The following is a 26096-nucleotide window of genomic DNA, read 5'->3' as shown; positions in this document are numbered from 1 at the left end:
GTCAGCCGGTGAGCACGAGGTCGGCGGCCGACAGCGCGGCGCCCTGAGCGCCCGCCCACACGCCGAGGCCGGCCGGCACCACGTCGGGCAGGCGGTGGAAGGTCGCCCCTGAGCGCGCCTTCGCCACCGCGGGGTCGACCGTCCACTCGGGCGAGCGCGCGAGACCGCCGCCGATCACGAACAGCGCCGGATCGATCAGCGCCGAGATCGTCAGCAGCGCTCGGGCGAGCGCGGAGGTCGCGTCGTCCAGCACGGCGATCGCCGCGGCGTCGCCGCCCCGCGCGGCCCGGACGACGTCGACGGCCGACGCCGCGTCGCCTCCCTCGCTCCCGAGACGCTCGCGCCAGCGGCGGCCGAGCTGCGCGCCTCCGATCAGCGTCTCGAGGCAGCCGCGCTGGCCGCAGCTGCACGGCAGGTCGCCGCCGACGTCCGTGTGCCCGACCTCGCCGGCGCCGCCGTGCGCCCCGCGGCGCACCTCGCCGCGCACCACGTGCGCCCCGGCGATGCCCGTGCCGAGCGCGACCACGAAGATGTCGTCGTGGCCGCGTCCGGCACCGGACCGCGCCTCCGCGATCGCGGCGGCGACGCCGTCCTGGACGGCCACGCCCGGAGCGCCGATGCGCTCGCCGAGCAGGGTCGCCGGCGCCAGGCCGTCGAGCCACGGCAGGTTCGCGCTGTGCCCCACCACTCCCGACTCGACGTCGAGCGTGCCCGGCACGGTGACCCCGAACGCGGCCACGCTGCTGCCGCCGAGGAACGCCTCGACCTCGCGCGCGAGCCCGTCGAGGCCGGCAGCCGATGCCGACGGCACGGTGCGCCGTCGGGTGGCCGCAGGGTCGCCGTCCGCGCCCGCGAGCAGCAGCTTCGTGTGCGTGCCGCCGTAGTCGATCCCGAGCAGTGCCGTCACGCGACGACCCCGCCCGGCCCCGCTGCCCGCACGAGGTCCCGGACCGCCGCCGCGACGGCCTCGTCGGTCGACTCCCGCTCGACCCTGCCCGCGGCGACGCCCGACCCGAGGGCGACGGGCACCTGCTCGACGACCACCGACTTCGCGGAGGCGTGCACCGCATCGACCCCGGTCGCGACGACCGCTGCGGCGTTGGTCGCGTCGACGCCCCCGCCCGCCTGGATCTCGATGCGGCCGGCGGCGTGCGCCACGAGCGAGCGCAGCTCGGGGAGCGCGTCGGCGGCGCGGGACGCGCCGCCCGAGGTGAGGACGCGCGTGACGCCGAGCGCGACGAGCTCCTCGAGCGCCGCCCGGCGGTCGGCCACCACGTCGAACGCACGGTGGAAGGTGACCTCCGCCGCGCCGCCGGACACGTCCGCCGCGGCGTCCACGACCCGCCGCATGAGGCCGTCGTCGACTCGCAGGCCTCCCTCTCCGTCGGGCACGGTGCCGCCCACCACGACGCCGGCCGCGCCGGCCGCCAGCGCCGCACGGACGTCCGCGAGGATGACGCCGACGTCGTCGGGGTCGTAGCCGAAGCCGCCCTCGCGGGGACGCACCAGCACGTGCGCCGGCACGTCGCCCGCCGCCGCGGCCCGGACGAGGCCGGCCGACGGCGTCAGCCCACCGGTGGACAGGGCGGCGCACAGCTCCATCCGGTCGGGGCGCACGCGCGTGGCCACGGCGATGCCCGCGCGATCCTGCACCGCCAGCTCGAACGCCGTCACGAGGCGGCCTCCGCGTAGCCGCGCTCGCGCAGCAGCCGGGCCCTCAGCGCCGGCTCCGCCGGGAAGTCGTCGTAGGGGTGCATCGGGCGCTCGATGCGCGCGTGCCCGAGCCGCTCGAGGTCCTGGTCCACGGGCCCCGGGGTGAGCGCCAGGGTCCATCCCTGTGCGACGTCGTACAGGGTCGGCTCGAGGTAGCCGATCTTCGTCACGATGATGTCCGCCTCCGCGGGGTCCAGGCCGATGCGGGCGAAGTCGGTCGTGGAGTGGTACGCCTTCCGGAACTCGGTCACGACGGCGCGGATCCCGCCCACGCGGACCACGGCGATGCGACCCGCCTGCGGGTCGGCCGTTCCCGGCTCGCCCCCGTGCAGGCTCAGCAGCTCGCCCGTGATACGCACCGGCCCGGACACGCGGCTGTCGACGCGCGCGCCAGCCTCGACCTCGACGCGATCACCCGGCCGATGCGCGAACAGGCGGTCCACCGCGACGGCGTCGAACACCGAGGCGACGTACGTCACGGGCGCGTCGGGGCCCGTCAGCTCCGGCATCCCCAGCAGCCGCGTCAGCGTCCACGTCACGTCGCCCGTGCCGCCGGCACCCGGGTTGTCGCCCGAGTCGCTGATCAGGTACGGCCGCGCTCCCCCGGCGGCGCGGTGCGCGAGCGCCGCCGCCACCCCCTCGCCGAGGGTGCCGGGCGGGCCGACGAAGCCGAAGTCGTCGCGCACGTCCCACAGTCGTCGCGCCAGCCGCTCGGCCTCGCGCACGATCACGCCGGCATCCGACCCGGTCACCATCACCGTGGCGTGACAGCGCGGCTCGTCAGCCCACGCGTAGCCGATCCAGATCCCCGCGTCCGACACCCCGTCGAGCGACTCGACCCCCGGGATCTCGGCGTACAGGCTGCGCGCCGGCTCCACCCGCGTGGACGTCTTCTCGCCCGGCAGCAGGATCGGCACGCGCACCCAGGCGCGCAGCGGACGCTCACCGGTCTCGGCGTGACGGCGGATCCATTCCACGAGCAGCCGGGCGGCACGCTCCCGTGTCTCCCACGCGTCCTCGTGCGGCGCAAGCCGGTAGCACGTGGGCAGGTCCAGCGCGAGCGCCAGCGTCTCCGAGACGTTGCCGTGCAGGTCCATCGGAGCGGTGATCAGCGCGTCCGGACCGACGACCCCGCGCACCGCCGTGACGAGGGCGCCCTCCGCGTCGTCCATCCCGACCACGCTCATCGCCCCGTGGATGTCGAGGTAGACGCCGTCGACCGGCCCGGCCTCGCGCAGGCCGGCGACGATGCGTTCCGTGAAGTCGTCGTACACCTCGCGCCGCACGGCGCCGCCCGGGATGGAGCGCGCGGAGAACACGCCGATCCACTCGGCGGCCTCGCGCAGCGGCGACCCGGGGGCGAGGTGCGGGTACCGGGCGACCAGCTCCTCCCCCGTGAACACGGGGAAGTCGCGGTAGTCGGCACGATGCGCGGCGTACGCGCTCGACTCGATCGCGAGCCCGACGATGGCGATGCGGGGGTGTGACATGTGAGGCCTTCCGGTGGTCGTGAGGGGTCAGCGGCCGGCGATGCCTGCGGTCGCGATGCCCTTCACGAGGTGCTTCTGCAACAGGATCACGATCAGCGCCGTCGGGATCATCGCGATGATCGACGCCGCCATCTGCAGATCCCAGCGCGTGCCGAACTGGCCCGAGAACGTCGCGAGGCCGATCGGCAGCGTGCCGAGGTACGAGTAGTCGTTGACCACGATCAGCGGCCACAGGTAGCTGTTCCAGAACCCGATGAACGTGAACACGGTCAGCACGGCGACCGCGGAACGGGCGAGCGGGAGGATGATCTGCAGGAACGTGCGCAACGGGCCGGCGCCGTCGACGCGGGCCGCCTCCTCGAGCTCGAAGGGGATGCCGCGGAAGAACTGCCGCATCAGGAACGTCCCGAAGGCGGTGAACGCGAACGGGAGGATCAGCGCCTGCGGGGTGTTGACCCAGCCGAGCCACTGCATCAGCTGGAACATCGGCACGACGAGCACCTCCTGCGGCACCATCAGCGTGACGAGGAACAGCCCGAACACGACCTCGCGACCGCGCCACTGCAGGCGTCCGAACGCGTATCCGGCCGTCGTCGAGACGACCAGGACGACCGCCGTGCCGGCGACCGACACCAGGAAAGAGTTCGCGATGTAGGTGAAGAAGGGCCCGTAGCGGAACACCTCGAGGAAGTTCTCCCACCGGACCTCGCTGCCGATCAGGGTCGGCGGCACGGCGAAGATCTGATCGTTGGGCTTCAACGCGGAGAACAGCGCGTACACCAACGGGGTCGCGAACAGCACGGCGGCGATCACGACCGCGACGTGCTGCAGGATCAGCCGCGGCTCGAAGCGCCGAGCCGGGGCCCCGCCGCCGACGACGGCGGGCTGTGCGTCAGACCTCATAGTGCACCCACCTCTTCTGGGCCGTGAACTGCAGGGCGGTGAGCCCGATGATGACCGCGAACAGGATCCATGCCGCGGCGGCGGCCAGGCCCATGTCCTGGAAGGTGAACGCCTGGTCGTAGATGAACATCACGATCGGCATGGTGGCGTTGCCGGGCCCGCCGCCGGTGAGCAGCTGGGGCTGCGCGAAGACCTGCATGGACGAGATCATCGTCATCACCGTGGTGAAGAAGATCGCGGGCGACAGCAGGGGCAGCGTGATCCGGAGGAACATGGTGATCCCCTTCGCACCGTCGAGCTTCGCCGCCTCAATGACCGACTCGGGCAGCTGCTCGAGAGCCGCGCAGAAGATGAGCATGTTGTAGCCCATGCCCTGCCAGACCGACATCACGACGACCATCACCATCGCCCACTGCGGGTGGCTCAGGAAGCTCGGCAGCTCGACCCCGAACACCGACGTGGTGACGCCGTTGAACAGGCCGTTGGGCTGGAGCAGCATCTTCCACACCAGCACGTTGGCGACCATCGGCGTCACGACGGGGATGAAGAACAGCACTCTGAAGGCCGCACGGCCCCGCAGGCGCGGCCCGAGCAGCAGGGCGAGCCCGAGCGAGACGACGAGGTTCAGCGGGACGAACAGCAGCGTGAACACGGCCGAGTTGCGAAGCGACGGCCAGAAGTCGGGATGGGAGGTGAACAGCTCGGCGTAGTTGCCGAGGCCGACGAACTCCCGATCACCCCAGGCCGGCCAGTCGAACAGGCTCATCACGACCGAGAGCACGACGGGCACCACCGTGAAGGCGGTGAGGCCCGCCAGGGCCGGGGTGATGAACCCCAGCGCCTGGCGGGACTCGACCTTCCGCAGCCGCCCGCGTCCCCGTCGGCGCGCGGGCACCGTGATGACGGAGGTGGTGGTCACGTGGTCACTCGCCGAACTGCTGCTGCGCCTGCTCGAGGACGTCGGCGATCGTCGTCTGCCCCGTGTACACGGAGACGAGCTGAGGCTGGATCGCCTCGTTCACCTGGGCCCAGTCGGGCGTGGAGCGCTGTCCCTCGAGCCCGGTGAACGTCGCGTCGAACGCGGCCTGCACCTCGTCGCGGACGCCCTCCTCCAGCGACTCGAAGTAGAGCGGCTGCGAGTCGATGCGCGCGGGATAGCTGCGCCCCGAGGACGCGATCTGGTCCTGCGCCGCCTCGCCGACCAGCGAGCCGAGCACCTTCAGCGCGGCCTCCTTGTCCTCGCAGTCGGCGGAGATGCCGTAACCGGACCCGAGGATCAGGCCCAGGCGCTCGCCGCCCTGCTGGGGCAGATCGACCATGCCGGCCTCGAAGCCCGCCTCGTTGTTCAGGTAGCTCACGGCGTTCCAGGTGCCGTCGACCGCCATCGCGACGTTGCCGGCCTGGTACTCCTGCTCTCCCCAGCCGGTGTCCGAAGCCGACGGCGGCAGCGATCCGTATCCGTCCTCGGCGATGGCCGCGTACCATTCCGACGCCTCGACGAAGTCGGGGTCGGTGAGCGCGAGCGCACCCGACTCGTCGACGGGCTGCGTGCCCGAGCGGGCGATGGGCAGCGACATCCACTGGAACTCGCCCATGCCCATGCCGAAGCCGGGGTGCGCGTCGGTCGTGGCGCCGGCCACGGCGGCGTCGAAGTCGTCGAAGGACCAGCCCGCCTCGGGCTCGGCGGTGCCCGTCTCGGCGAACATGTCCTTGTTGTAATAGACCATCATGGCCGCGACGTCGTAGGGCAGACCGTAGAGCTGCCCGTCGTAGCTCATGATGTCGAGCGAGCCCTCGGTGAAGTCGGCCTCGTCGATGCCGGCGGTCGCCAGGTCCTCGGCGGTCAGCGGCATGAACGCCTCGTAGTATCCCGAGAGCCGTTGGCCGTTCATGGACGTCACACAGGCGACGTTGCCCGATGCGAGGTTCGTGGTGAGCTTCGTGAAGTAGTCGTTCCAGGGGGCGTGCTGCAGCTGGATGTCGACGTCCGGGTTCTCCTCCTGGGCGATGGCGAGCTGCGCCTCGAGCGCATCGACGTCCGACTCTCCCGCTGCCCACATGTCCCAGACGATGCGGGGCTTCCCGTCCCCTCCGGACGACGTTCCGCCGCCTCCCGACGGCGCTCCGCAGGCGGTGAGGGTGAGCGCGGCGCCGGCGGCGATCGCGGCCACGAGCGGCTTGGGTGTCTTCATGATGGTGTCCTGTCTCGAGGGGTGGGGGCGGGTGATGCCGAGGAGTCCGAAGCGAGGTACAGCTCGATCACGGGGACCGCGACGTCCGGACGGACCGTCGGCAGGTGGAGCGTCAGGGTGCCGGCGGGCTGGCCGCCGGGCTCGGTGTTCCACGCCTGCTGGTCGGGCGAGATCTCACTGGTGCGGATCTCGGATCCGTCGTTCAGCAGACGGGCGAAGCGCACCTTGCCGGCCAGGTCGCGCAGGTGCAGGTGTCCGAAGGGCCAGGCGAGGAGATGGACGTACAGCCGGTCGTCGCGGCGGGTGAGGACCGTGCCGGAGGGGGCGACCAGCTCGGTCGCCCCGGCCCCGATGACCGACTGCTCGTGGAGCGTCATCCACTCGCCGAGCGCCGCGAGCGCCGCGGTGTCGCGCGGGGGGATGCCGCCGCGCCCGTCCGGGCCGATGTTGAGCAGCAGGTTGCCGTTCTTCGAGACCGTGTCGACGAGCATCCGGATCAGCAGATCGGGGCTCTTGACGTCCAGGTTGTCCCGGTCGTAGCCCCACGAGCCGTTGAGCGTCTGGCAGGCCTCCCACATCACCGGCGAGCCGTCGCGCTCCATGGGCGCGTCGGGCTGGTACTGCTCGGGCGTCACCACGTCGCCGGGCACCCACAGCCGGTCGTTGACGACGATGTCGGGCTGCAGCTCGCGGGTGAGGGCGAGCAGCGCCTCCGAGCCCCAGTCGCCCGGCCCCTTGCCGTCCCAGCCGTCGCGCGGCTCGACATAGGTGAAGTCGTAGAACAGGTAGTCGATCGTGCCGTACCGCGTGAGGATCTCGCGGACCTGGCCGTGCAGGTACTCGCGGTAGCGGACCATGTCTCGGCCCTCGTTCAGGGCGCGGGCGTCGGGGCGGTCGCGGAGCGGGTGGTGGTAGTCGATCGTGAAGTCGGGGTGGTGCCAGTCGATCAGCGAGAAGTAGAGCCCGACGCGCAGTCCCTCCGCGCGGAAGGCGTCGACGAACTCGCGGACGATGTCACGGCCGGTCGTCGCGGTGATGCTGTAGTCCGAGAGCCCGGTGTCGTACATGGCGAAGCCCTCGTGGTGCTTCGCGGTGAGCACGCCGTACCTCATGCCGGCGGCCTTCGCGGCCCTGGCGAGCGCCGGCGCATCGAAGCGATCGGGGTCGAAGAACGGCGCGAAGCGCTCGTAGTCGTCCGGAGCGGTGCGTTCGCGCGTCATGACCCACTCGTGCCGGCCGAGAGTGCTGTAGAGGCCGAAGTGGACGAACAGGCCGAAGCGGTCGCGGGTGAACCACTCGTGGGGATGCGCCATCCCATGCTCCTTCGCTGGATCTTCCGGACTGCGGTCGCGATCGCGCTCCGCCGTAGTGCTTTGCACGCTATCGACAGAAGTTATTCCGGAAAACGCAGGAAGCGTAACGAAGAAGTTACTGTTATGCCGTAAGAAGTACGAGAGCCCCGTCCGATCCGACCCCGGGAGACCGCATGTCCCGCCACCCCTCCGCCACGGCCGCCGAGAACCGGATCCTCATGCTCATCGGCTCGGGGCGCGCCCGCTCGCGGCGAGAGCTGGCGGAGTCCCTGGGGCTGTCGCCATCCACGATCTCGCAGCACGTGCAGGCGCTCATCACGCGCGAGCTGGTGTCGGAGGGGCCGGCGGGCGCCTCCAGCGGCGGCCGCCGGCCCCGCGAGCTGCGGCTCATCGGCGGCACCGGATACATCGGCGCGATCGACCTCGGGGGCGGCCACGCGCGCCTGGGCATCGTCCGCCGCGGCGGAGGCGTCGTCGGCACCGGCGAGCTTCCGGTGGACCTGCGATCCGGGGCCGAGGCCGTCCTCGCGGACGTCGGCCGCGCGCTGCGGACGCTGTTCGACTCGCTCGGGCTGGACGGCTCGCTCGCGGGCGCGGGGATCGCGCTGCCCGGCCCCGTCGACGTGCGCAACCGCACCGTGGAGAGCCCCTCGCGCATGCCGGGCTGGACCGACCGCGATCTCGGGGCGCTGCTCGAGCAGACGCTCGACGTGCCCGCGGTCGTCGAGAACGACGCGAACGCGATGGGCCTCGGCGAGCACTTCGCCCGCTCGCCGCGCGCACGCCACTCCGTCACCGTCAAGGCGGGGACGGCGATCGGATCGGGCGTCGTGGTCGACGGCCAGGTCTACCGGGGCGCGGGAGGCGCCGCGGGCGACATCACGCACACCCGGGTGGCCGCGGCGGCGGAGACCCCATGCTCGTGCGGCAACCTCGGCTGTCTCGAGACCGTGGCGTCGGGGGCGGGCCTGGTCCGGCTGCTCCGCGAGAAGGGGTACGACGCGTCCGGGACGGCCGATGTCCTGCGACTGGTGCGGGACGCCGACCCCATCGCGACCACGCTCACCCGCACCGCGGGGCGGCATCTCGGCGAGGTGCTCTGCGCCGTGGTCAACTTCTTCAATCCCGGCGCCGTCTACCTCGGCGGCGCGCTGTCGACGCTCGAGCCGTACGTGTCGGCGATCCGCAGCCAGATCTACGAGGGCGCGCACCCTCTGATGACGCGCGACCTCGTCATCGAGCCGTCGGTCCTCGGCGCCGACGCGAACATCGTCGGAGTCGCCCGGCTCGTCGAGGAGGCGCTGCTGCGCGACACCGTCGCCTGAACGCTCCGCCGCGGCGGCCGGCCGGCCGGCCGGAGGGATGCGGCGAGCCCGCCTCCCCTCCGTCGACCGGCACGGGATCCGATGCCGACCGGTCGAGAGGGCGCGGGCTCGGGGCGCGTGTTTTCTCGCGCGGATCCGGGGCTCAGACCGCGCGCACCCCGCCCTCCCACACGGCGTGCGTGAGGTCCATCCCGGGCCGGTACGCGAAGTGGGCGACGGACGGCGCGTCGATCGCGAGCAGGTCGGCTCGGAAGCCCGGAGCGATGCCGCCGACGGCGCCGGGTCCCGTGTGGCGCCCCAACGCCCTGGCCCCGCCGGCGGTGGCGGCCCAGACCGCCTCCTCCACCGTGAGGCGCATCTGCAGCACGGCGGTGGCCACGCAGAACGGCATCGACGTCGTGTAGGAGGTGCCCGGGTTGGCGTTGCTCGCGATCGCCAGGGTCGCGCCGGCGTCGAGCAGCGCACGGGCCGGCGGGAAGGGCTCGCGCGTGCTGAGGTCGCAGGCGGGCAGGAGGGTCGCGACGGTGTCGGATCCGCCGAGCGCGTCGACGTCGGCCGCCGAGAGGTGGTTGCAGTGGTCGACGGAGGCGGCGCCGAGCTCGACCGCGAGGCGCACCCCGTCGCCCTCGCCGAGCTGGTTGCCGTGGACGCGCAGGCCCAGCCCCGCGGCGCGGCCGGCTTCGAGGACCACGCGGGACTGCTCCGGGCTGAACGCCCCGGTCTCGCAGAACACGTCGATCCAGCGCGCCCACGGCTTCACCGCCTCGAGCATCTCGCCGGCGACCAGGTCGACGTAGTCGTCGGCGTCGACGCCGGGCGGCACGACGTGCGCGCCGAGGAACGTCACGTCCGGCGACACCTCCGAGGCGAGCCGGGCCAGGCGCGCCTCCTCCGCGACGTCCAGTCCGTAGCCCGTCTTGATCTCCATCCAGGTGGTCCCCTGCGCACGGGCCGCGCGTCGACGGGCCCTCAGGCCCTCCCGCAGGTCGTCGTCACCGGCATCGCGCGTCGCGGCCACCGTCGTTCGTATGCCACCTGCGGCATACGCATGCCCGGCCATGCGGTGCTCGAACTCCGTCGACCGGTCGCCCGAGAAGACGAGGTGCGTGTGCGAGTCGACCCAGCCCGGAAGCAGCGCGCGGCCGCCGAGGTCGGTGCGGGCGTCGGCGTCCGGCGCGTCCGCGGCCGGCCCGACCCACGCGATCAGCCCGTCCTCGACCACGATCGCGGCGTCGTGAAGCCGCCCGAGCTCGGCGTCGTTCGTCGTCAGCTCGGCGATTCCCGTCAGGATCTCGGCGGTCATGCGGCTTCCTCCTCGAAGATGCGGTGGATCGCGTCGGCGAGCGCCGCCGCGTTGTCCTCGGGGCGGACGACGCGGACGGAGCCGCCGACGACGGTGCGGCGCACGTCGGCCGCGGTCGCCGTCAGCACGGTCTGCTCGGGAAGGCTGCCCGCTGTGCGCGGCGAGCGGTCGTCGAGCTCGATCAGGTCGAGCGGTCCGCCGACCCGTCCGGGGGCGGCGAGGCCGAGCGCCCCGTAGCCGCCCTCGGAGCCGATGCGCCACAGCGCCTCGGGCGCGAGCCGCCCCCGACGGAGCGACCGCAGCCGCTCTCCCGCCTCCAGGCCGCGCAGCTCGAGCAGAGGATCGACCACGGCGTTCTGGTCCGACCCCACCGCGAGACGCACCCCGGCGTCGGCGAGCTCGGTCGCCGGCCCGATCCCATCGCCGAGGTCGGCCTCGGTGGTCGGGCAGAACACGGCGTGCGCACGCGCGCCGCCGAGCAGCCGGATGTCCTGCGCCGTGAGGTGGGTGGCGTGCACGACCGAGAGCCGGTCGCTGAGCGCGCCCTCCGCGGCGAGCACCGCTGTCGGCGTCATGCCGTGCGCCGCGAGGCTCTCCTCGTTCTCGGCCGGCTGCTCCGACAGGTGCACGTGCAGGGGCACGTCGTCCGGCAGCTCGCCGGCGATGCGGTGGATCGCCTCGCGCGGCACGGCGCGGACCGAGTGGATCGCGGCGCCCAGCGTCACCAGCGGCGAGCGCCCCTCGAGCGCCTCCCGGAGCGCGTGCCAGCGGTCGAGCCAGCGCGCCGCGTCGCCGTCGCCGAACCGGGCCTGCTCCGGCGCGAGCGGCCGTCCGATGCCGCCCGCCAGATAGCAGGTGTCGAGCAGCACGAGGCGGATGCCGGCGGCGTCGGCGGCGTCGGCGACGGCGAGCTCCATGTCGTGATCGGGGTAGGGCGTGCCGTCGGGCCGGTGGTGCACGTAGTGGAACTCGCCCACGGCGGTCCATCCGCTCGCGACCATCTCGGAGAACACCGCCGTCGCGAAGGCGCGGTAGAGATCCGGATCCAGCCGCCCGGCGGCCCGGTACATCGCCTGGCGCCAGGTCCAGAACGAGCCGCTCTCGTGGGTGCGGCCGCGCAGGGCGCGGTGGAAGGCGTGCGAGTGCGCGTCGCCGAGGCCCGGCACCGCGAGGTCGAGCGCGAGGGCGCCGTGCGGGCGAGGCGCGCCGGCGGTCTCGGTGACCACGGTGCCCGTGGCGTCGGCCTCGAGCAGCACTCCTCGTTCGACCCGGCCGTCGCGCAGGAGCCGGTCGATCCAGACGCTCACGACAGCTCCTCGAGGGCGCGGACGAGGGCGGCGACGCCGGCCTCGATCGCGGCGTCGTCCGCGCCCTCCTCCGGGGCGTGCGAGACGCCGGAGGGATTGCGCACGAACAGCATCGCGGTCGGCACGCTCCCCGCCAGCACCCCGGCGTCGTGCCCGGCGCCCGTGGGCAGCACCGGCACGCCGCCGAGCGCGGCGGCGAGCCGGTCGCGCAGCGCGGGGTCGAACCGCACCTCGCCGCTGTAGGACTCCTCGACGACCGTCGCCTCGCAGCCCTCGGCGGCGGCGGCATCCGCGACCTCGGCGGCGACGTCCGCGACGATCGCGCGCGTGTCCGCCTCGGACCCGGCACGTACGTCCAGCCAGGCCGCGACGCGCGAGGCGATCACGTTGGTGCCGCCCGGGATCGGCTCGAGCCGACCGATGGTGGCGCGCGAGCCCGTCCGGCGCGTCGCGGCGGCGCGGGCCGCGGCGACGGCGGCCGCTGCGGGCAGCATCGGATCGCGGCGGTCGGCGATCTCGGTGGTGCCCGCGTGGTTTCCCTGCCCGCGGACGTCGATGCGCCAACGGCCGTGCTCGAGGATCGACGACCCCACGGCCACGGGCGCGTCGAGGTCGACGAGTCCGCGCCCCTGCTCGACGTGCAGCTCGACGAACACGCCGATGCGCGCGAGCGCCTCGTCGTCGCGCCCGAAGGAGCCGAGCCCGGCGTCCGAGGCGACCTCGGCGAACGTGCGCCCGGAGGCGTCGACGAGGGTGCCCGCGCGGTCAGGATCGATCGCTCCCGACAGCAGGCGCGATCCGAGGCAGGCGATCCCGAACCGGGATCCCTCCTCCTCCGCGAACACGACGATCGCGAGCGGACGCGCCGGCACGAACCCCGACCGCTTCAGCCGGGCGACCGCGTCGAGCGCGCTGACGACGCCCAGCGGGCCGTCATGCGCGCCGCCGCCGGGCACCGAGTCGAGGTGGCTCCCGGTCACCACGGCGCCGGGACCGGGCTCGCCCCACCACGCCCAGATGTTGCCGTTGCGGTCGGTGTCGACGCCCAGGCCGAGACCCCGGGCGCGCTCGACGAACCAGTCCCGCAGCGTGCGCTCGGCGTCGTCGAACACGTGGCGGGAGTAGCCGCCGCGGCGCGCGTCGCGGCCGACGCCCTCGATCTCGCGCAGGAGGCCGAGGGCATCCAGGCTCCGGTACTCAGTGTCCATTCATCGCCCCTCGAACTCGGGAGCGCGGCGCTCACGGAACGCTCGCATCCCCTCAGCCCTGTCATTGCTCGCCGCGATGAGCGCCGAAAGCGCGCGCTCGTGAGCCACGCCAGCGCTCAGACCGGTCTCCTGTGCGGCCAGCACCGCGTGCTTCGCCATCCGAGCGGCGAGCGGTGCGGCGGCGGCGGCCCGCTCGGCCGCCTCGATCGCGGTCGGAAGAAGATCTTCGGACGTCGTGACCCGGCTAATCAGCCCGCTGCGCAGTGCCTCGTCTGCGTCCATTCGCCGCCCTGTCAGCAGCAAGTCCATCGCAACGGCTTTGCCCACCGCACGCACCACGCGCTGAGTACCGCCAGCGCCGGGGATGATGCCGAGGCCGGTCTCGGGAAAGCCGAACCGTGCGCTCTCGGCAGCGATCACGATGTCGCAGAGCAGCGCCAGCTCAAGCCCCCCGCCGAGCGCATAGCCTGACACCGCTGCGATGATCGGCGTGCGGATGGCGGCGACGTCGTCCCAGAGCTCGCTGAAGCCGCTGGTATAGAGGTCGATTGCTCCCGCCTTCCCCAGATCGCCCAGGTCGGCGCCCGCGGCGAAGGCTCGGTCGTCCCCTCGCAGCACGACCGCACGGGACACGCCGTCACGGTCGATCGCGCGCAGGGCGTCGATGAGCGACTCCAGCAGCTCACGGCTGAGGGCGTTGCGCTTGTCGGGGCGGTTCAGGGTGAGGAGGGTGATCGCGCCGCGATCCTCTCGCAGCAGCACGGTCATCCCGCGATCCTCCGCTCAGTGATCAGGCGCACGGTCTCGTCGCGCGCAGCCACGGCCGCCGCGATCCGCTCGGGTGTCCATTCGTAGAATCCGCGCCCGGCCTTCGTGCCGAGCGCGCCGGCGGCGACGCGCTCGATCACCAGCATCGGGACGTCCTGCTGCGTGCTCAGGTCGGGCATCAGGATACCCGCGACCTTCTCGACCGTGTCGAGGCCGGCGAGGTCCATCAGCTCGAGCGGGCCCGATGCCGACCACCGCGGCGCGAGGGTCGTGGCCACGGCGCGGTCGACGTCGGACATGCTGGCCACTCCGGCTTCGACGAGCGCGATCGCCTCGCGCAGCATCGCGTACTGCAGACGATTGACGACGAAGCCGGGCACGTCGCGGTGCACCTCGATGACCTCTCGTCCGATCATCGCGCACACGGCTCGCACGCGTTCGACGGTCGTGTCGTCGGTGCGCTCCCCGCGCACGATCTCAACGAGCGGCATCACGGTGGGAGGGTTGAACCAGTGCAGACCCACCACCCGTCCCGGGCAGTCGAGCCCCTCGGCGATGGCGGTGATCGGCACACTCGAGGTGTTCGTCGTGAGCACGGCGTCCTGCGGGGCGTGCCGCTCGAACGCCGCGAACATGTCACGCTTGAGCGCGAGGTCCTCAAGCACGTTCTCGCTCACGAGGGTGGCTTCGTCGAGGGCCGCGGCAAGATCCGTGGTGCGCACGACTCGGTCGGCGTCGTCGCCCACTCGGTTCGCCAGCTCGGCGTGCGCCCGATCAAGCGTAGTCACGCTGCGCGAGTACAGCGTGACCTCGAATCCCGCCGAGACTGCGACACCGGCGATACCGGCGCCCATCGTGCCGGCTCCGATCACGGCGATTCTCTCGGCGCTCATCAGAGCACTCCTTTCTCGCGCAAGGCGGCGATCCGCGCCGCGTCGTATCCGAGACCCGCCAGCACCTCATCGGTGTGCTGCCCGAGGGTCGGCGGCACCAGGTCCGGCTCGGGACCGGGATCGCTGAACTGCACCGGCTGCGGCACGATCGGCACCGCGCCGGCTAGGGGATGGTCGACCGTACGCACCAGACGCCGGTGCGTGGCATGCGCGCTGCTGGTGGCCTCGGCGATGTCGAGGATGGGGGCGGCAGGCACACCCGCCTCTTCCAGCGCCGCGAGCACGTCCGCGAGCGAGCGAGCGGCTGTCCATGACTCGATCTCGGCACGCAGGTCGTGCTGGTTTGCGACGCGCAGGGCGTCCCCGGTGAACCTCTCGTCGGAGACGAGTTCCGGGCGCCCCATCGCCGCGGCGAGCCGCGCAAAGAGCGAGTCGTTCGCGACCGCGATGACGAGATGCCCGTCCACCGACGCATAGGCGTCCATAGGCGCGCTCACCGGGTGCGCATTCCCGATGCGACTCGGCGTCCCCGCCCCGCCCAGCAGCTGCGAGAGCGAGACCATCTGCAACGAGACGAGCGCATCGAGCATCGCCACATCGACGTGCTGCCCGCGGTTGGTGACGCCGCGCTGCAGCAGCGCGGCAAGCGCGCCCCACGCCCCGTAGACGCCTGCGACCACATCGCCGACCGCGTCGCCGATCCGTGTAGGCGGGCCGTCCGGCCACCCAGTGACCTGCATGATGCCGCCGATCGCCTGGATGATGTGGTCGTACGCAGGTCGGTGCGCAAGCGGTCCGGTCTGGCCGAAGCCAGAGATGCTCACATAGATCAGACGCGGGTTGAGCTCGCGCACGCTGTCGTAGTCGATGCCGAGTCGCGCAGTCACGCCGGGGCGGAAGTTCTCGACGAGCACGTCGGCGTCAGCGATGAGGGCGCGCAGGATCTCGGCGCCCTCATCGCTCTTGAGGTCGAGCGTCATGCTGCGCTTGCCGCGGTTCATGAGCATGTAGTAAGTGCTCTCCCCCGCGGTGTGCGGGCCGAATCCGCGGGAGTCGTCGCCGCGTCCAGGCGCCTCGATCTTGGTGACTTCAGCCCCCAGGTCGGCCAGCATGGAAGCGCAGAGCGGGCCAGCCAGCACGCGCGAGAGGTCGAGCACCTTCAGCCCGTCGAGCGGGCGCGGTGCAGTGGCGGGCTCGTTCATAGAGGTCTCCCTTGGTCCTGGTTCTCGGCAAGAGCGCGCGCAACCTCTCCTGCCAGGGCCCCGTCGGCGATCAGCACCCGCACAGCTTCGATGTCGGGCGCCATCTCGCGGTCGGAGTCGCGGAAGGCGACCGCCCGTCGAATGACGGCATGGGCAGCTCGTGTGCCTGCCCCGGGCCGCAGCGGAGCGTGGAAGTCCGCCGCCTGGGTCGCGCACAGCAGCTCGATCGCGAGGATGCCGGTGGCGTTGTGGGCGGCCGTGCGTGCCTGTATGGCCGCGGTCGTGCCCATGCTCACGTGGTCCTCCTGCCCCGCGGACGTCGACACGGTGTGCACGGTGGCCGGCGCTGCGAGGGCGCGGTTCTCCGCGGCGATCGCCGCAGCCGCGTAGGGCGGGATCATGAAACCGGACGCGGCGGACCCATCCGGCACGAGGAAGGCGGGCAGCTCGCTCAGGTGCTGATTGGTGAGCCGGTCGGAACGCGCCTGCGACATCGTGCTGAGCTCCGCGATCGCGATCGCGAGCACGTCCAGCGCGAGCGCGGTCGGGGCGCCATGCCCGTTGCCGTTCGGCAGCGCCACGAGCTCCTCGTCCTCGATCATGAACACCGGGTTGTCGGTGACCGCGTTGATCTCGATCTCGATCACACCTTCGACATATGCGAGGGCGTCGCGCACGGCCCCGTGCACCTGGGGGATGGAGCGCAGGCTGAGGGCGTCCTGCAGCCGGTGGTCTCTGTTCGCGGCAAGAATCTCCGACCCCTCGAGCAGCGCGCGCAGGCGCGCGGCGGTCGCGACCTGCCCGGGGTGCGGGCGCATGACCTGCACGCGAGGGTCGAATCCTCGTTGGTTGCCGCGCAGCGCCTCGAGGCTGAGGGCACCCGCGACGTCCGCGACGTCGATGAGGGCGCGAGCTGCGTGCGCGGCGAGCGCGCCTATGCCGGTGATCTCGTACGTGCCGCTGATCAGGGCGTGACCCTCGCGCGGGCCCGGCTCGACGACATCCAGACCCGCGCGTCGCAGTGCCTCCGCACCATCGAGCAGCTGCCCGCCGTACCACGCGCGCCCCCGACCGAACAGCACAAGACCGATGTGCGCGGTCGCCGTGAGATACCCGACCGAGCCCTGGGAGGGCGCCCACGGGGTGACGCCGCGGTTGAGCATCGCGGCGAGCCTCTGAACGAGCGCCACCCCCACGCCGCTGCGACCCTGCGCGAGAGCGGCGAGCATCGTGGCCATGATGGCTCGTACCGCGGGTTCGTCGTGGGGGGCGCCGAGGCCGCTGGCGTGGCTGCGCAGCATCCCCAGTTGCGTGGAGGCGATCGATGCGGGGTCGACTGCGGCTGAGTACTGGTCTCCGACGCCCGTGGGGGGGGGGGGGACCGGGGCAACCCCCGCGGCAGGGGGGGGGCGTGGGGGGGGGCGCCGCGGGCGGCGTCGCGCGCCGCCCCCCCCGCGGGGGCGGCCCCCCCCCCCCCCCCCCCACGGGCGATCGTCGTGCCGATAAGGGCGCTCGTCCGCTCGACACGGTCGAGCGCCGCGGGCGCAATCGCAACGGGGCTTCCCGCCGCGACCGCCACGATGTCGTCGATACTGTTCTGTCCCTGTCCGAGCTCGACGACGCGGGGGCCCACGACCACGGTCATGCCTGCGCCGACTCCCATTCGCGCATCGGGATCCGCACCCCGCGCTCGGCGGCGACCTCGACGGCCCGCTCGTACCCGGCGTCCACGTGGCGGATGACGCCCATGCCGGGGTCGTTGGTGAGCAGTCGCTCCAGCTTCTCGGCAGCGAGGGGGGTTCCGTCGGCTACCGAGACCTGGCCGGCATGGATCGAGCGGCCGATCCCGACCCCGCCCCCGTGGTGCAGCGACACCCAGGTCGCTCCAGACGAGGCGTTCAGCAGGGCGTTGAGGATGGGCCAGTCGGCGATCGCATCCGACCCGTCTGCCATGGCCTCCGTCTCGCGGTAAGGCGAGGCCACGGACCCAGAATCTAGGTGATCGCGGCCGATGACGATCGGGGCAGAGATCTTCCCCTCGGCGACCAGCTCGTTGAAGCGCACACCCGCCTTGGCCCGCTCGCCGTAGCCGAGCCAGCAGATGCGAGCCGGCAGCCCCTCGTACTCCACGTGCTCCTGCGCCGCGGCGATCCAGCGTTTGAGCCCCTCGTTCTCGGGGAAGAGGTCCAGGATCGCCTGGTCGGTGACCTCGATGTCCTTCGGGTCGCCCGAGAGCGCGACCCAGCGGAACGGTCCGAGTCCCTCGGCGAACAGCGGGCGGATGTATGCCGGGACGAAACCGGGGAACGCGAAGGCGCGGTCGTAGCCGCCCTGTCGCGCCTCGTCGCGGATTGAGTTGCCGTAGTCGAAGACCTCCGCCCCCGCGTCCTGGAAACCCACCATGGCCTCGACGTGCCGTGCCATCGACTCTCGCGAGCGGACGGTGAATGCCTCGGGGTCGCGTTCGGCCTCGGCGCGCCAGTCAGCGAAGGCGACCCCCGCAGGCAGGTAGGCGAGCGGGTCGTGTGCGGATGTCTGGTCGGTGACGATGTCGACGGTCACGTCCCGCTCGAGGAGCAGGGGCAGCACCTCGGCGGAGTTGCCCACGAGACCGACCGACAAGGCCTCCCCCGCGGCTCTTGCGGCGAGGACCCTCTCCACCGCCGCGTCGAGATCGGTCTCGACCACGTCCAGGTATCGCTTCGACATGCGACGGCGCAGGCGGCTCTCGTCGACGTCGATGATGAGGACGGCGCCGCCGTTCAGCGTGACGGCGAGGGGCTGTGCCCCGCCCATCCCCCCGCAGCCGCCCGTGACCGTGAGCGTCCCGGCGAGCGTGCCGCCGAAGCGCTTGCGCGCGATCGCCGCGAACGTCTCGTAGGTTCCCTGAAGGATGCCCTGGGTGCCGATGTAGATCCACGAGCCGGCCGTCATCTGGCCGTACATCATGAGCCCCTCGGCCTCGAGCCTGCGGAACTCGGGCCATGTCGCCCAGTCTCCGACCAGGTTCGAGTTCGCCAGGAGGACGCGCGGTGCCCAGGTGCTGGTGCGGAAGACCCCGACGGGCTTGCCGGACTGGACGAGCAGCGTCTCGTCCTCTTCCAGGTCCTCCAGCGAGCGCACGATCGCGTCGTAGCTCGCCCAGTTCCGGGCGGCCTTGCCCGTGCCGCCGTAGACGACCAGATCCTCCGGGCGCTCGGCGACCTCGGGGTCGAGGTTGTTCATCAGCATCCGAAGCGGTGCCTCGGTCTGCCAGCTCTTGGCACTGAGCGTCGTACCGCGGGCGGCACGCACCGTGCGTCCTCCAGTCATGGGGTGGTTCCTTTCGTGTGTGTGTCGGGCCGGGCGATCAGTCGAGATCGTTGTCGGCCAGCCAGTCCGCGGCCACGTCGTCGATGCTGTCCTCGGCGTCGAGACGCGCGTTCATGGCGATCAGGTCGTCGGTCGTGAGCGCGGCGGAGATGGCGTCGAGCACCTCGCTGGCCTCGTCCGACAGCGCCTCGGTCGCACCGATCGGGACGATGTTCTGCGACGGGAAGAGGCCGAGGTTGTCCTCGAGCGCTACGAAGTCGGCCATCGCCGGCAGGGTCGAGTACATGTCCGCGGCCTGCACCTGACCGTTCTGGAGGGCCGCGATCGTGAGCGGGCCGCCGACGTCGAGCGAGCGGAACTCCTTGAACTCGATCCCGTAGACGTCCTTCAGGCCCACGACGCCCTCCCGCCGTGTCTCCCACTCGGGCGGGCCGCCGAGCACGAGCTCGCTGGCGTGCGGAACGAGATCCTCGATCGTGGTGAGGTCGTACTCCTCTGCCGTCTCCTGGGTCACGGCGAGCACGTCGCGGTTCTCGGCGGCCGAGGGGGTGAGCATCGAGATGCCGTCGGGAAGCGCCTCCTCGAGCGCGGCGGCGACCTCCTCCGGCCCCGTGACGTCGGAGGATCCTTCGGTGAGGTAGCTGAGGGTCGCGCCGGTGTACTCGGGCAGCAGGGTGATCGACCCGTCCAGCAACGCGGGGAGGTACACCTCGCGGCTGCCGATGTTGAGCTGGGTGCTGGTCTCGAGGCCCGCCGCGTCGAGCGCCTGCGCGTAGATCGTGGCGAGCAGCTGGCTCTCCGGGAAGTCTGCCGAGCCGACGACGATAGCGCCGTCCGCAGTCGCGGAGTCGCCTCCCGAGAGCGGGTCTCCGCCCCCGCTCGTGCAGGCGGCGAGGGTGAGAGCCGCGATCGCGGCGATCCCGGTCGCGGGGATGATCTGTCGGATTCGCATGGCGATCCTTTCGGTGTGGCGGACGCGGGCGTCCGCGGAAGTGGTGTGGTGCGATGCGGTGTGGATCGATGGAGCGGGGTGGGGCGTCTGTGGTGCTCAACCGGGGGCGACACCGGATGCTCGCACCGGGGCGAGCCGGGTGTCCCGTCGCGCGAGACCGGGCGAGACGAGCGCGCGGGAGAGCAGGCCGATGACGAGATCGGTCAGGAGAGCGAGGAGGGCGACGAGGACCGCTCCGGCGACCATGCGCTCGTAGTCATTCTGCGCGCGTCCGTCGATGATCAGCCGGCCGAGCCCGCCCAGGGAGACGTACGCGGCGATCGTCGCCGTCGAGACGACCTGCAGCGTCGCGGATCGGAAACCGGACAGGATCAGCGGCAGTGCGCACGGGAGCTGAACGCTCAACAGGACACGCAGGGGACGGTAGCCCATGCCCGTGGCGGCGTCGACCACCGCGGCATCGACCGCCTGCACCCCCGCATAGGTGCTGGTCATGATGGGGGGTACGGCGAGGAGGATGAGCACGATCAGGCTGGGGACGACGAAGGCGAGATCGGACGTGAGGACCGGCGCGATCACCATCACGAGCAAGATCACGAGGCCCAGCGTCGGAAGGGCACGCAGGGCGTTGGCCAGGCCGGCGATGAGGAACGTCCCACGCCCGGTGTGCCCGACGTACAGGCCGATGGGGACGCCAACCAGCCCGGCGACGGCCAGGGCCGCGGCGGTGTACTGCAGATGCTGGAGGACGAGCGTTGGGATGCCGCGCGTCCCCTCCCAGTTCGCGGGGTCGAGGAACCACTCGATCATCCGTGCGCTCCCCTCGGCGTCCACGGTGTGAGCCAACGGGCGATGAGCAGGACGACCGCGTCGAGCACCGCCGCCAGCAGGAGGCACAGCACGATGCCGACGATGATCGGCGTGAGGAACTGCAGCTGAGCGCCCTGCGTGAACAGCAGGCCGAGCTGAGAGGTCCCGACGATGGCGGCGATCGACACGACGCTCACATTCGAGACGACAGCCACCCGAAGACCCGCTGCGATGACCGGCACGGCGACGGGCAGCTCGACGCCGATGAAGCGCGCAAAGCTGCGGTATCCCATAGCGCTCGCGGCCTGCACGGTCTCGGTCGGCACGGAGTCGAGCCCATCGACGACCGTCCGCACGAGGAGCGCGAGGCTGTAGATCGTGAGCGCGATGACGACGTTGAGCGGATCGAGGATCTTCGTGCCGATGATCGATGGCAGCAGGACGAACAACGCCAGGGAGGGGACGGTGTAGAGCAGGCCGGACGTGGCGAGGATGGCCGGTCGCCACAGCCCGCTGCGGTGCGCCAGCCAACCGAGCGGGATCGCCAGGACGAGTCCGACCGCGACCGGCACGGTCGACAGCACGACGTGCGACCCGAGGAGCTCGAGAATCCGTCCGCTCTCGCGCCCGATCCAGTCGAGGTTCATCGGCCGCTCCCGTCCGACTCGATCGCCGCGAGGACGTCGTGCACCCGGAGCGTGCCGACGAGCCGCCCGTCGGCGTCGATGACGCAGCCCCGTCGGCTCGGCGCGCTGAGCGCCGCGTCGAGCATCTGGCGGAGGCTGCCGTCGACCGGCGCGGATGTGCCGCTCAGGTTGAGATCGGCCTCCGAGATCGTGCCGCTCAGCGCGGCGGGCTGGACCCAACCGCGGGGACGATCGTGCTCGTCGGCGACGATGAGCCAGCGATCCGTCGTCGCCCGACGCGCATCCTCCGCCGTCGCCCCGAGACGCACGGTCGGCTCCGGCGAGAACCGAAGGCCGCTCCCGTGAACGAAGCCGAGGGAGCGGTACCCGCGATCGCGGCCGACGAAGTCCGCGACGAACTCGTCGGCGGGCGCCGTCAGCAGCTCCTGCGGAGTCGCCAGCTGCGCCAGCTTGCCGCCTGTGCGCAGCACCGCGACCTGGTCGCCGAGCTTGAGGGCCTCATCGATGTCGTGCGTGACCATGATGATCGTCTTGCCGATGTCGCGCTGCAGGCGGAGGAACTCCTCCTGCAACTGACCGCGCACGATCGGGTCGACCGCACTGAATGGCTCGTCCATCAGCATGAACTCCGGGTCGGCCGCGAGAGCGCGTGCCACGCCCACTCTCTGCTGCTGACCGCCGGACAGCTGCCAGGGATATCGTTTCGCGAACGCTGCCGGCAGCCCCACGCGCTCGATCAGCTCGAGCGCGATCGCGCGCGCTCGAGCGCGCGACGTGCCCGAGAGGCGGGCGGTGCTCGCGACGTTGTCGATGACGGTGCGGTGCGGGAAGAGACCCGCGTGCTGGATCACGTAGCCGATCCGGCGACGCAGTAGGGCGACGTCCATGCCCTCGGTCGACTCACCGTCGAGAGCGATGCGCCCGGACGACGGCGCGATCAGGCGGTTCACCATCCGCAGTGACGTGGTCTTGCCGCATCCGGAAGGGCCGACGAGAACCGTCAGCTGGCCCGTCGGCGCCACTAGGTTCAGGTCGTCCACCGCGACGGTGCCGTCCGGATAGGTCTTGGTGACGGCTTCGAAGCTGATCACGGGTGCTTCTCCTTGGGGCCGGGAGCGGGGTCGGTGAGGCCCGCGGACAGGCGGTGCGCTGCCGCGGCGATGAGCCGACCGAACTGGTCGGTCGAGCGGTCGTCGATGCGGTAGGTGGGGACGAGGATGCTCAGCGAGGCGACGATGCGTGAGCCGACGAGGATCGGCGCGGCGATCGCGGTGACGTCGCGCTCGATCCCGCGCTCGACGACCACGAAGCCGGCCTCGGGCGTCTGGCCGGTGAGGGCGAGGCCCGCCGCCGATCCCTGCAGGGGGATCGTGCGGCCGACCCAGTTGGCGTGCCGGATGGAGTGGGACCCCTCGACGATGCTGATGTACAGCACCGACGCGCCGTGGCCCTCGACGCTGAGGTAGACCGACTCCCCGGTCGCCTCCTCGAGGCCGACCATCTCCTGGTGGCTGATGTCGATGAGCGACTCGTTGCTGAGCGCCTGGGCGCCGAGCTGGACGAGCCGGGAGCCCGCGCGGTAGCTGCCCTCGTCGTCGCGGCGGACGAACCCGCTGGCCTCGAGGGTGCGCAGCAGCCGCAGGGCGGTGCTCGGCGACAGCTCGACGGCGCGGGCCGCGGCGGCGAGCGAGGAGCTGCCCTCCTCGCACACGTGGGCGAGCAGTGAGAGCGCACGCTCCACGGTGCGGGTCGACTGTTCGCTCACGCTGGGCCTCCTTCATCGGCACCGTCGACGATAGGAACCCGCTGTTTCGGTCCTCGTTGCCCGGTGTTTCCATTTCGTAAAATACACATGCCACTGGTTGAAACACCAGCCCGAAGTCAGCACAGTGGTCCCATGAGCCCCTCCGCCGCGCCCTCGCCCGCACCGAACCCGGTCGAGATCTCGGCCGCCACGACGGCGGAGGACATCGTCGCGATCGCCGACGGCGCTCCAGTCTCCCTCTCCCCCGCTTCTCGCGAGGACGTCGGGCGGATGAAGGAGGCAGCCGATCGCATCGGCGCCGCCCACGCCACCTACGGCCGCTCCACCGGCGTCGGAGCCAACCGCACCACCACCGTGAGCGAGGCCGACGACGCCGCGGCCGAGCACGGTCGGCTGCTCGTGCGCAGCCACGCCACCGATGCCGGCACGCCGCTGCCCCACCGAGCGGTGCGCGCGATGGCGGCGACGCGCCTCGCCCAGCTCGCCCAGGCACGATCCGGCATCGACCCCGCGGTGCCCGACGCGCTCGTGGCCGCTCTCAACGCCGACGCGCTCCCGGAGATCGGCCGGTACGGGTCGATCGGAACGGGCGACCTCGCCGCGCTCTCCGCGCTGGCGCTGGCGCTGGCCGGCGAGCGGCCGACGTCCGCGCCGCTCGTCGTCCCGCCGATCCGCTGGGGTGCCGACAGCGCGTTGCCGTTCCTCAGCAGCAGCGCGCTCACCGTCGCCCGGGGCGTCCTCGCGTCCGACGAGCTGCGCCGCCTCGACCGCGCATCCCGCGTGCTGTACGCGCTCGCGATCGTCGCGTTCGAGGGGAGCGTCGAGGCGTTCTCCCCGGCCGCGGCCGCCGCGATCTCGGCGCCCGGCGTGGACGAGGTCGCCGCCGAGGTCCGCGCGCTCCTGCGCGGGCACGACGCGCGCGCCGCGAGGATCCAGGATCCCTACGGGCTGCGCGTGCACCCGATCACGCAGGCGGCGCTCGTCACGGCGATGGTGCGGCTCGACGCCCAGCTCGGTCGCCTCGTGACGGCGGCTCAGGAGAACCCGATGTTCGACGCCGCGGCCGGCACCGTGACGCACCACGGCGGCTTCTACCAGGCGCAGCTCGCCGGCGACCTCGATGCCGCGAGCCTCGCGATCGCCCGCGCGGCCACGAACGCGCACGCGCGGCTGCGGCTCGCGAACGAGCCCGGCTACACGGGGCTGCGGCCGTTCCTCGCCGAGGGTCCCGCGGGGGCGTCCGGGCTCATGATGCTGGAGTACACCGCGGCCGCGGCGCTGGCGGAGATCCGCGCCGCGGCGTCGCCCGCCTCCCTCGGCACGATCTCGCTCTCGCGCGGCACCGAGGAGGACGCCGGCTTCGCGACGCAGGGAGTGGTGCAGCTCGAGCGCGCCGTGGAGGGGTATCGGGTCGTGCTGTCGTGCGAGCTGCTCTCGGTGGCGCGGCTGGTCGCGCAGCGGGGCGCCACCCTGCCGCCCCGGCTCAGGCCGCTTCACGGCGCTCTCGCCGGCCTGATGCCCGAGCACCAGGACCAGGACCTGCGCCCGCCCCTCCAGGCGGCCGACGCCCTTCTCGACGGCCTCGCGGAGGTCTCGCCCTGACCGCCGGCGTCGTGCTGCCGCACGAGGCGCCGGCCGAGCCGTGGCGCAATGGTCTCGGCGTCACCCGCACCCTGTGCCGCGGGCACGGTTGGCGGCTGAGCCTGGCCGACATCGAGGGCGCCGTGCCGTTCTCGGCCTTCCCCGGCGTCGACCGGATCCTCGCGGTGATCGGAGATCAGCCGCTCACGCTGCAGCTCGACGGCGAGGCGCGCCCGCTGGCGCCGGGAGAGCACGTCGGGTTCGCCGGCGAGACGCCGGCGTGCGCGACGGACGTCTCCCGCCCCGCCCGAGTGCTGAACCTGATGACCGAGCGCGCGGTCGCGCGTGCGGTGTTCGACGTCACCGGCCGGGCGACGGGCCGGTGGGATCTCCTGCTCGTCCTCACCGGCACCGCGCGCGTCGGCGGCGTCGCGCTGCCGCCCGGCAGCGCGATCACGTCACCGGACGCCGCCGCCCTCCTGGACTCGCGCGGCGCCCGTCTCGCGACCGTCGCCCTCCTGCCCCCTGCCTGACGCCGCCGTCGCGCTCCGGCACGGGGCCGCCCGCGGCCTCGTCGTTTCATCCGACGGGAGCGCGGCCGTGGATACGACGGGCCAGCAGGTCGGCGGCGGCCGTCACCTCGGCGACGAGGGCGGGCACGACCGGCTCGGGCACGTCGTCACGCGGGAACGTCACGGCGATGGATGCCGCCGGCCACCCGGCGTGGTCGCGGACGACGACGCCGACCGAGGCGAGGCCGTCGGTCACGTCGCCGTCCTCCCACGCGAAGCCGCGCGCGCGGACGTCGCGCAGCGCCTCGCGCAACGCGACGTAGCCGCGAGGAGCGCGGGGGAAGGCGCCGGTGAACGCCGAGGCGTCCGGGTACAGCGCGCGCACCTGCGCGGCCGGCAGCGCCGCGAGCTGCGCTCGGCCGCTGGCCGTGGCGGCGGCCGGCAGGCGCACCCCGACGTCCGTCACCAGGGGCGGGCGACGGGGTGCGCGCGCCTCGACGATGTAGACCACGTCCCGCCCGTGCAGCACCGCCAGGTGCGCCGACTGGCCGATGCGGTCGACGAGCCCCGTCAGCACCGGCGTGCCGAGGCGCGCGAGCGGCTCCTGTCGGGAGAACCCCGAGCTGAGCTCGTAGGCGGCGACACCCAGCCCGTATCGCCGCTCCTCCGGGAGGTGCACGACGAACGCGTGCTCGACCATGACCCGGAGCAGCCGGTAGACCGTCGAGCGGGGCAGCTCCAGCGCCGCGGCGATCGTACGCGCCGCCACCGGCCCGCGCTGACGGGCGAGGAACGCGAGGACGCGCAGGGTGTGGTCGGCCGCGGGCGCTGCGGCGCGCGGATCGGCCGGCGTCATGGGGATGACTGTCTCATACCCGAGACACCGGATCGACCGGGGGC

At 72.5% G+C, this 26096-nt stretch carries 23 protein-coding genes and 1 pseudogene; 3 read left to right on the top strand and 21 right to left on the bottom strand.

Annotation, left to right across the window (positions count from 1 at the left end):
• Position 1 precedes the first annotated feature (1 nt).
• From K5S26_RS11375 to K5S26_RS11345, 7 genes are read right to left on the bottom strand one after another with little or no spacing between them, the layout of a single operon-like run.
• The gene (locus tag K5S26_RS11375) at positions 2 to 907 is read right to left on the bottom strand and encodes an ROK family protein (protein WP_221858104.1); all 906 of its coding nucleotides are present in this window, start codon (positions 905 to 907) and stop codon (positions 2 to 4) included.
• The gene (locus K5S26_RS11370; RefSeq protein ID WP_221858103.1) at positions 904 to 1674 is read right to left on the bottom strand and encodes a copper homeostasis protein CutC; all 771 of its coding nucleotides are present in this window, start codon (positions 1672 to 1674) and stop codon (positions 904 to 906) included. Before K5S26_RS11370 ends, K5S26_RS11375 begins: the two co-directional genes overlap by 4 nt.
• On the bottom strand, positions 1671 to 3203 hold the full coding sequence (locus K5S26_RS11365) for a M81 family metallopeptidase (protein ID WP_221858102.1): 1533 nt from the start codon (positions 3201 to 3203) through the stop codon (positions 1671 to 1673). The genes K5S26_RS11370 and K5S26_RS11365 overlap by 4 nt, the downstream gene beginning before the upstream one ends.
• Before the next feature lie 27 nt (positions 3204 to 3230).
• Complete coding sequence (locus tag K5S26_RS11360) at positions 3231 to 4106, bottom strand: carbohydrate ABC transporter permease (RefSeq protein WP_221858101.1); 876 nt, start codon at positions 4104 to 4106, stop codon at positions 3231 to 3233.
• Positions 4096 to 5025, bottom strand: coding sequence for a carbohydrate ABC transporter permease (locus tag K5S26_RS11355; protein ID WP_308122923.1), 930 nt, complete (start codon positions 5023 to 5025; stop codon positions 4096 to 4098). Before K5S26_RS11355 ends, K5S26_RS11360 begins: the two co-directional genes overlap by 11 nt.
• A gap of 4 nt (positions 5026 to 5029) precedes the next feature.
• A complete protein-coding gene (locus tag K5S26_RS11350; protein ID WP_221858100.1) occupies positions 5030 to 6298 on the bottom strand; it encodes an ABC transporter substrate-binding protein in 1269 nt (422 codons plus the stop codon).
• The gene (locus K5S26_RS11345; protein ID WP_221858099.1) at positions 6295 to 7611 is read right to left on the bottom strand and encodes an alpha-L-fucosidase; all 1317 of its coding nucleotides are present in this window, start codon (positions 7609 to 7611) and stop codon (positions 6295 to 6297) included. Before K5S26_RS11345 ends, K5S26_RS11350 begins: the two co-directional genes overlap by 4 nt.
• Before the next feature lie 173 nt (positions 7612 to 7784).
• Between K5S26_RS11345 and K5S26_RS11340 the strand changes: the two genes are divergently transcribed.
• Positions 7785 to 8936: an ROK family transcriptional regulator gene (locus tag K5S26_RS11340; protein WP_221858098.1), complete on the top strand. Its 1152-nt coding sequence runs from the start codon at positions 7785 to 7787 to the stop codon at positions 8934 to 8936.
• 142 nt (positions 8937 to 9078) lie between these two features.
• Here K5S26_RS11340 and hutI read toward each other — a convergent pair whose 3' ends face one another.
• From hutI to K5S26_RS19175, 13 genes and pseudogenes are all read right to left on the bottom strand, one after another.
• A complete protein-coding gene (hutI, locus tag K5S26_RS11335; protein WP_221858096.1) occupies positions 9079 to 10239 on the bottom strand; it encodes an imidazolonepropionase in 1161 nt (386 codons plus the stop codon).
• Complete coding sequence (locus K5S26_RS11330; RefSeq protein WP_221858095.1) at positions 10236 to 11546, bottom strand: formimidoylglutamate deiminase; 1311 nt, start codon at positions 11544 to 11546, stop codon at positions 10236 to 10238. Before K5S26_RS11330 ends, hutI begins: the two co-directional genes overlap by 4 nt.
• A complete protein-coding gene (locus K5S26_RS11325; protein ID WP_221858094.1) occupies positions 11543 to 12754 on the bottom strand; it encodes an allantoate amidohydrolase in 1212 nt (403 codons plus the stop codon). The genes K5S26_RS11330 and K5S26_RS11325 overlap by 4 nt, the downstream gene beginning before the upstream one ends.
• The gene (locus K5S26_RS11320) at positions 12755 to 13522 is read right to left on the bottom strand and encodes an enoyl-CoA hydratase-related protein (RefSeq protein WP_221858093.1); all 768 of its coding nucleotides are present in this window, start codon (positions 13520 to 13522) and stop codon (positions 12755 to 12757) included.
• The gene (locus tag K5S26_RS11315) at positions 13519 to 14415 is read right to left on the bottom strand and encodes a 3-hydroxyacyl-CoA dehydrogenase family protein (protein ID WP_221858092.1); all 897 of its coding nucleotides are present in this window, start codon (positions 14413 to 14415) and stop codon (positions 13519 to 13521) included. Before K5S26_RS11315 ends, K5S26_RS11320 begins: the two co-directional genes overlap by 4 nt.
• Positions 14415 to 15617 (bottom strand): CaiB/BaiF CoA transferase family protein, encoded by a 1203-nt coding sequence (locus K5S26_RS11310; RefSeq protein ID WP_221858091.1) that lies wholly within the window; start codon positions 15615 to 15617, stop codon positions 14415 to 14417. The genes K5S26_RS11315 and K5S26_RS11310 overlap by 1 nt, the downstream gene beginning before the upstream one ends.
• A pseudogene (locus K5S26_RS11305) lies at positions 15614 to 16972 on the bottom strand (HAL/PAL/TAL family ammonia-lyase); the annotation flags it as partial. The pseudogene K5S26_RS11305 and the gene K5S26_RS11310, both read right to left, overlap by 4 nt.
• Positions 16973 to 17258: 286 nt before the next feature.
• On the bottom strand, positions 17259 to 18929 hold the full coding sequence (gene hutU, locus K5S26_RS11300) for a urocanate hydratase (protein WP_221858090.1): 1671 nt from the start codon (positions 18927 to 18929) through the stop codon (positions 17259 to 17261).
• A gap of 37 nt (positions 18930 to 18966) precedes the next feature.
• Positions 18967 to 19881, bottom strand: a complete 915-nt coding sequence (locus K5S26_RS11295) for an ABC transporter substrate-binding protein (protein ID WP_221858089.1) — start codon at positions 19879 to 19881, stop codon at positions 18967 to 18969.
• A gap of 96 nt (positions 19882 to 19977) precedes the next feature.
• Positions 19978 to 20715: an ABC transporter permease gene (locus K5S26_RS11290; RefSeq protein WP_308122922.1), complete on the bottom strand. Its 738-nt coding sequence runs from the start codon at positions 20713 to 20715 to the stop codon at positions 19978 to 19980.
• Entirely contained in the window at positions 20688 to 21338 is a 651-nt protein-coding gene (locus K5S26_RS11285; protein ID WP_221858088.1) for an ABC transporter permease, read from the bottom strand. Before K5S26_RS11285 ends, K5S26_RS11290 begins: the two co-directional genes overlap by 28 nt.
• Entirely contained in the window at positions 21335 to 22429 is a 1095-nt protein-coding gene (locus K5S26_RS11280; protein WP_221858087.1) for an ABC transporter ATP-binding protein, read from the bottom strand. Before K5S26_RS11280 ends, K5S26_RS11285 begins: the two co-directional genes overlap by 4 nt.
• A complete protein-coding gene (locus K5S26_RS19175; RefSeq protein ID WP_221858086.1) occupies positions 22426 to 23103 on the bottom strand; it encodes an IclR family transcriptional regulator in 678 nt (225 codons plus the stop codon). The genes K5S26_RS11280 and K5S26_RS19175 overlap by 4 nt, the downstream gene beginning before the upstream one ends.
• A gap of 132 nt (positions 23104 to 23235) precedes the next feature.
• Between K5S26_RS19175 and K5S26_RS11270 the strand changes: the two genes are divergently transcribed.
• Both K5S26_RS11270 and K5S26_RS11265 read left to right on the top strand, forming a co-directional pair.
• Entirely contained in the window at positions 23236 to 24705 is a 1470-nt protein-coding gene (locus tag K5S26_RS11270; RefSeq protein WP_221858085.1) for an aromatic amino acid lyase, read from the top strand.
• Between the two features lie 11 nt (positions 24706 to 24716).
• Positions 24717 to 25217 (top strand): HutD/Ves family protein, encoded by a 501-nt coding sequence (locus K5S26_RS11265; protein WP_221858084.1) that lies wholly within the window; start codon positions 24717 to 24719, stop codon positions 25215 to 25217.
• Positions 25218 to 25263: 46 nt separating this feature from the next.
• Here the strand turns inward: K5S26_RS11265 and K5S26_RS11260 are convergent, their stop codons facing one another.
• Positions 25264 to 26052 carry an IclR family transcriptional regulator gene (locus K5S26_RS11260; RefSeq protein ID WP_221858083.1) on the bottom strand — a complete coding sequence of 263 codons (789 nt, stop codon included), beginning with the start codon at positions 26050 to 26052 and terminating at the stop codon, positions 25264 to 25266.
• Positions 26053 to 26096 lie beyond the last annotated feature (44 nt).

The sequence above is a fragment of the Microbacterium marinilacus genome, assembly GCF_019753765.1.
GTDB lineage: Bacteria > Actinomycetota > Actinomycetes > Actinomycetales > Microbacteriaceae > Microbacterium > Microbacterium marinilacus.
This window is presented reverse-complemented; position numbering and strand designations above follow the sequence as displayed.

Bases quoted from the DNA above. Each gene is read 5' to 3' on its own strand.
- K5S26_RS11320 (WP_221858093.1), bottom strand. From the start codon at position 13,522: ATGACCGTGCTGCTGCGAGAGGATCGCGGCGCGATCACCCTCCTCACC.
- K5S26_RS11340 (WP_221858098.1), top strand. From the start codon at position 7,785: ATGTCCCGCCACCCCTCCGCCACGGCCGCCGAGAACCGGATCCTCATG.
- K5S26_RS11295 (WP_221858089.1), bottom strand. From the start codon at position 19,881: ATGCGAATCCGACAGATCATCCCCGCGACCGGGATCGCCGCGATCGCG.
- K5S26_RS11345 (WP_221858099.1), bottom strand. From the start codon at position 7,611: ATGGCGCATCCCCACGAGTGGTTCACCCGCGACCGCTTCGGCCTGTTC.
- K5S26_RS11325 (WP_221858094.1), bottom strand. From the start codon at position 12,754: ATGGACACTGAGTACCGGAGCCTGGATGCCCTCGGCCTCCTGCGCGAG.
- hutI (WP_221858096.1), bottom strand. From the start codon at position 10,239: ATGACCGCCGAGATCCTGACGGGAATCGCCGAGCTGACGACGAACGAC.
- K5S26_RS11365 (WP_221858102.1), bottom strand. From the start codon at position 3,203: ATGTCACACCCCCGCATCGCCATCGTCGGGCTCGCGATCGAGTCGAGC.
- K5S26_RS11315 (WP_221858092.1), bottom strand. From the start codon at position 14,415: ATGAGCGCCGAGAGAATCGCCGTGATCGGAGCCGGCACGATGGGCGCC.
- K5S26_RS11260 (WP_221858083.1), bottom strand. From the start codon at position 26,052: ATGACGCCGGCCGATCCGCGCGCCGCAGCGCCCGCGGCCGACCACACC.
- hutU (WP_221858090.1), bottom strand. From the start codon at position 18,929: ATGACTGGAGGACGCACGGTGCGTGCCGCCCGCGGTACGACGCTCAGT.
- K5S26_RS11285 (WP_221858088.1), bottom strand. From the start codon at position 21,338: ATGAACCTCGACTGGATCGGGCGCGAGAGCGGACGGATTCTCGAGCTC.
- K5S26_RS11350 (WP_221858100.1), bottom strand. From the start codon at position 6,298: ATGAAGACACCCAAGCCGCTCGTGGCCGCGATCGCCGCCGGCGCCGCG.
- K5S26_RS11360 (WP_221858101.1), bottom strand. From the start codon at position 4,106: ATGAGGTCTGACGCACAGCCCGCCGTCGTCGGCGGCGGGGCCCCGGCT.
- K5S26_RS11270 (WP_221858085.1), top strand. From the start codon at position 23,236: ATGAGCCCCTCCGCCGCGCCCTCGCCCGCACCGAACCCGGTCGAGATC.
- K5S26_RS11310 (WP_221858091.1), bottom strand. From the start codon at position 15,617: ATGAACGAGCCCGCCACTGCACCGCGCCCGCTCGACGGGCTGAAGGTG.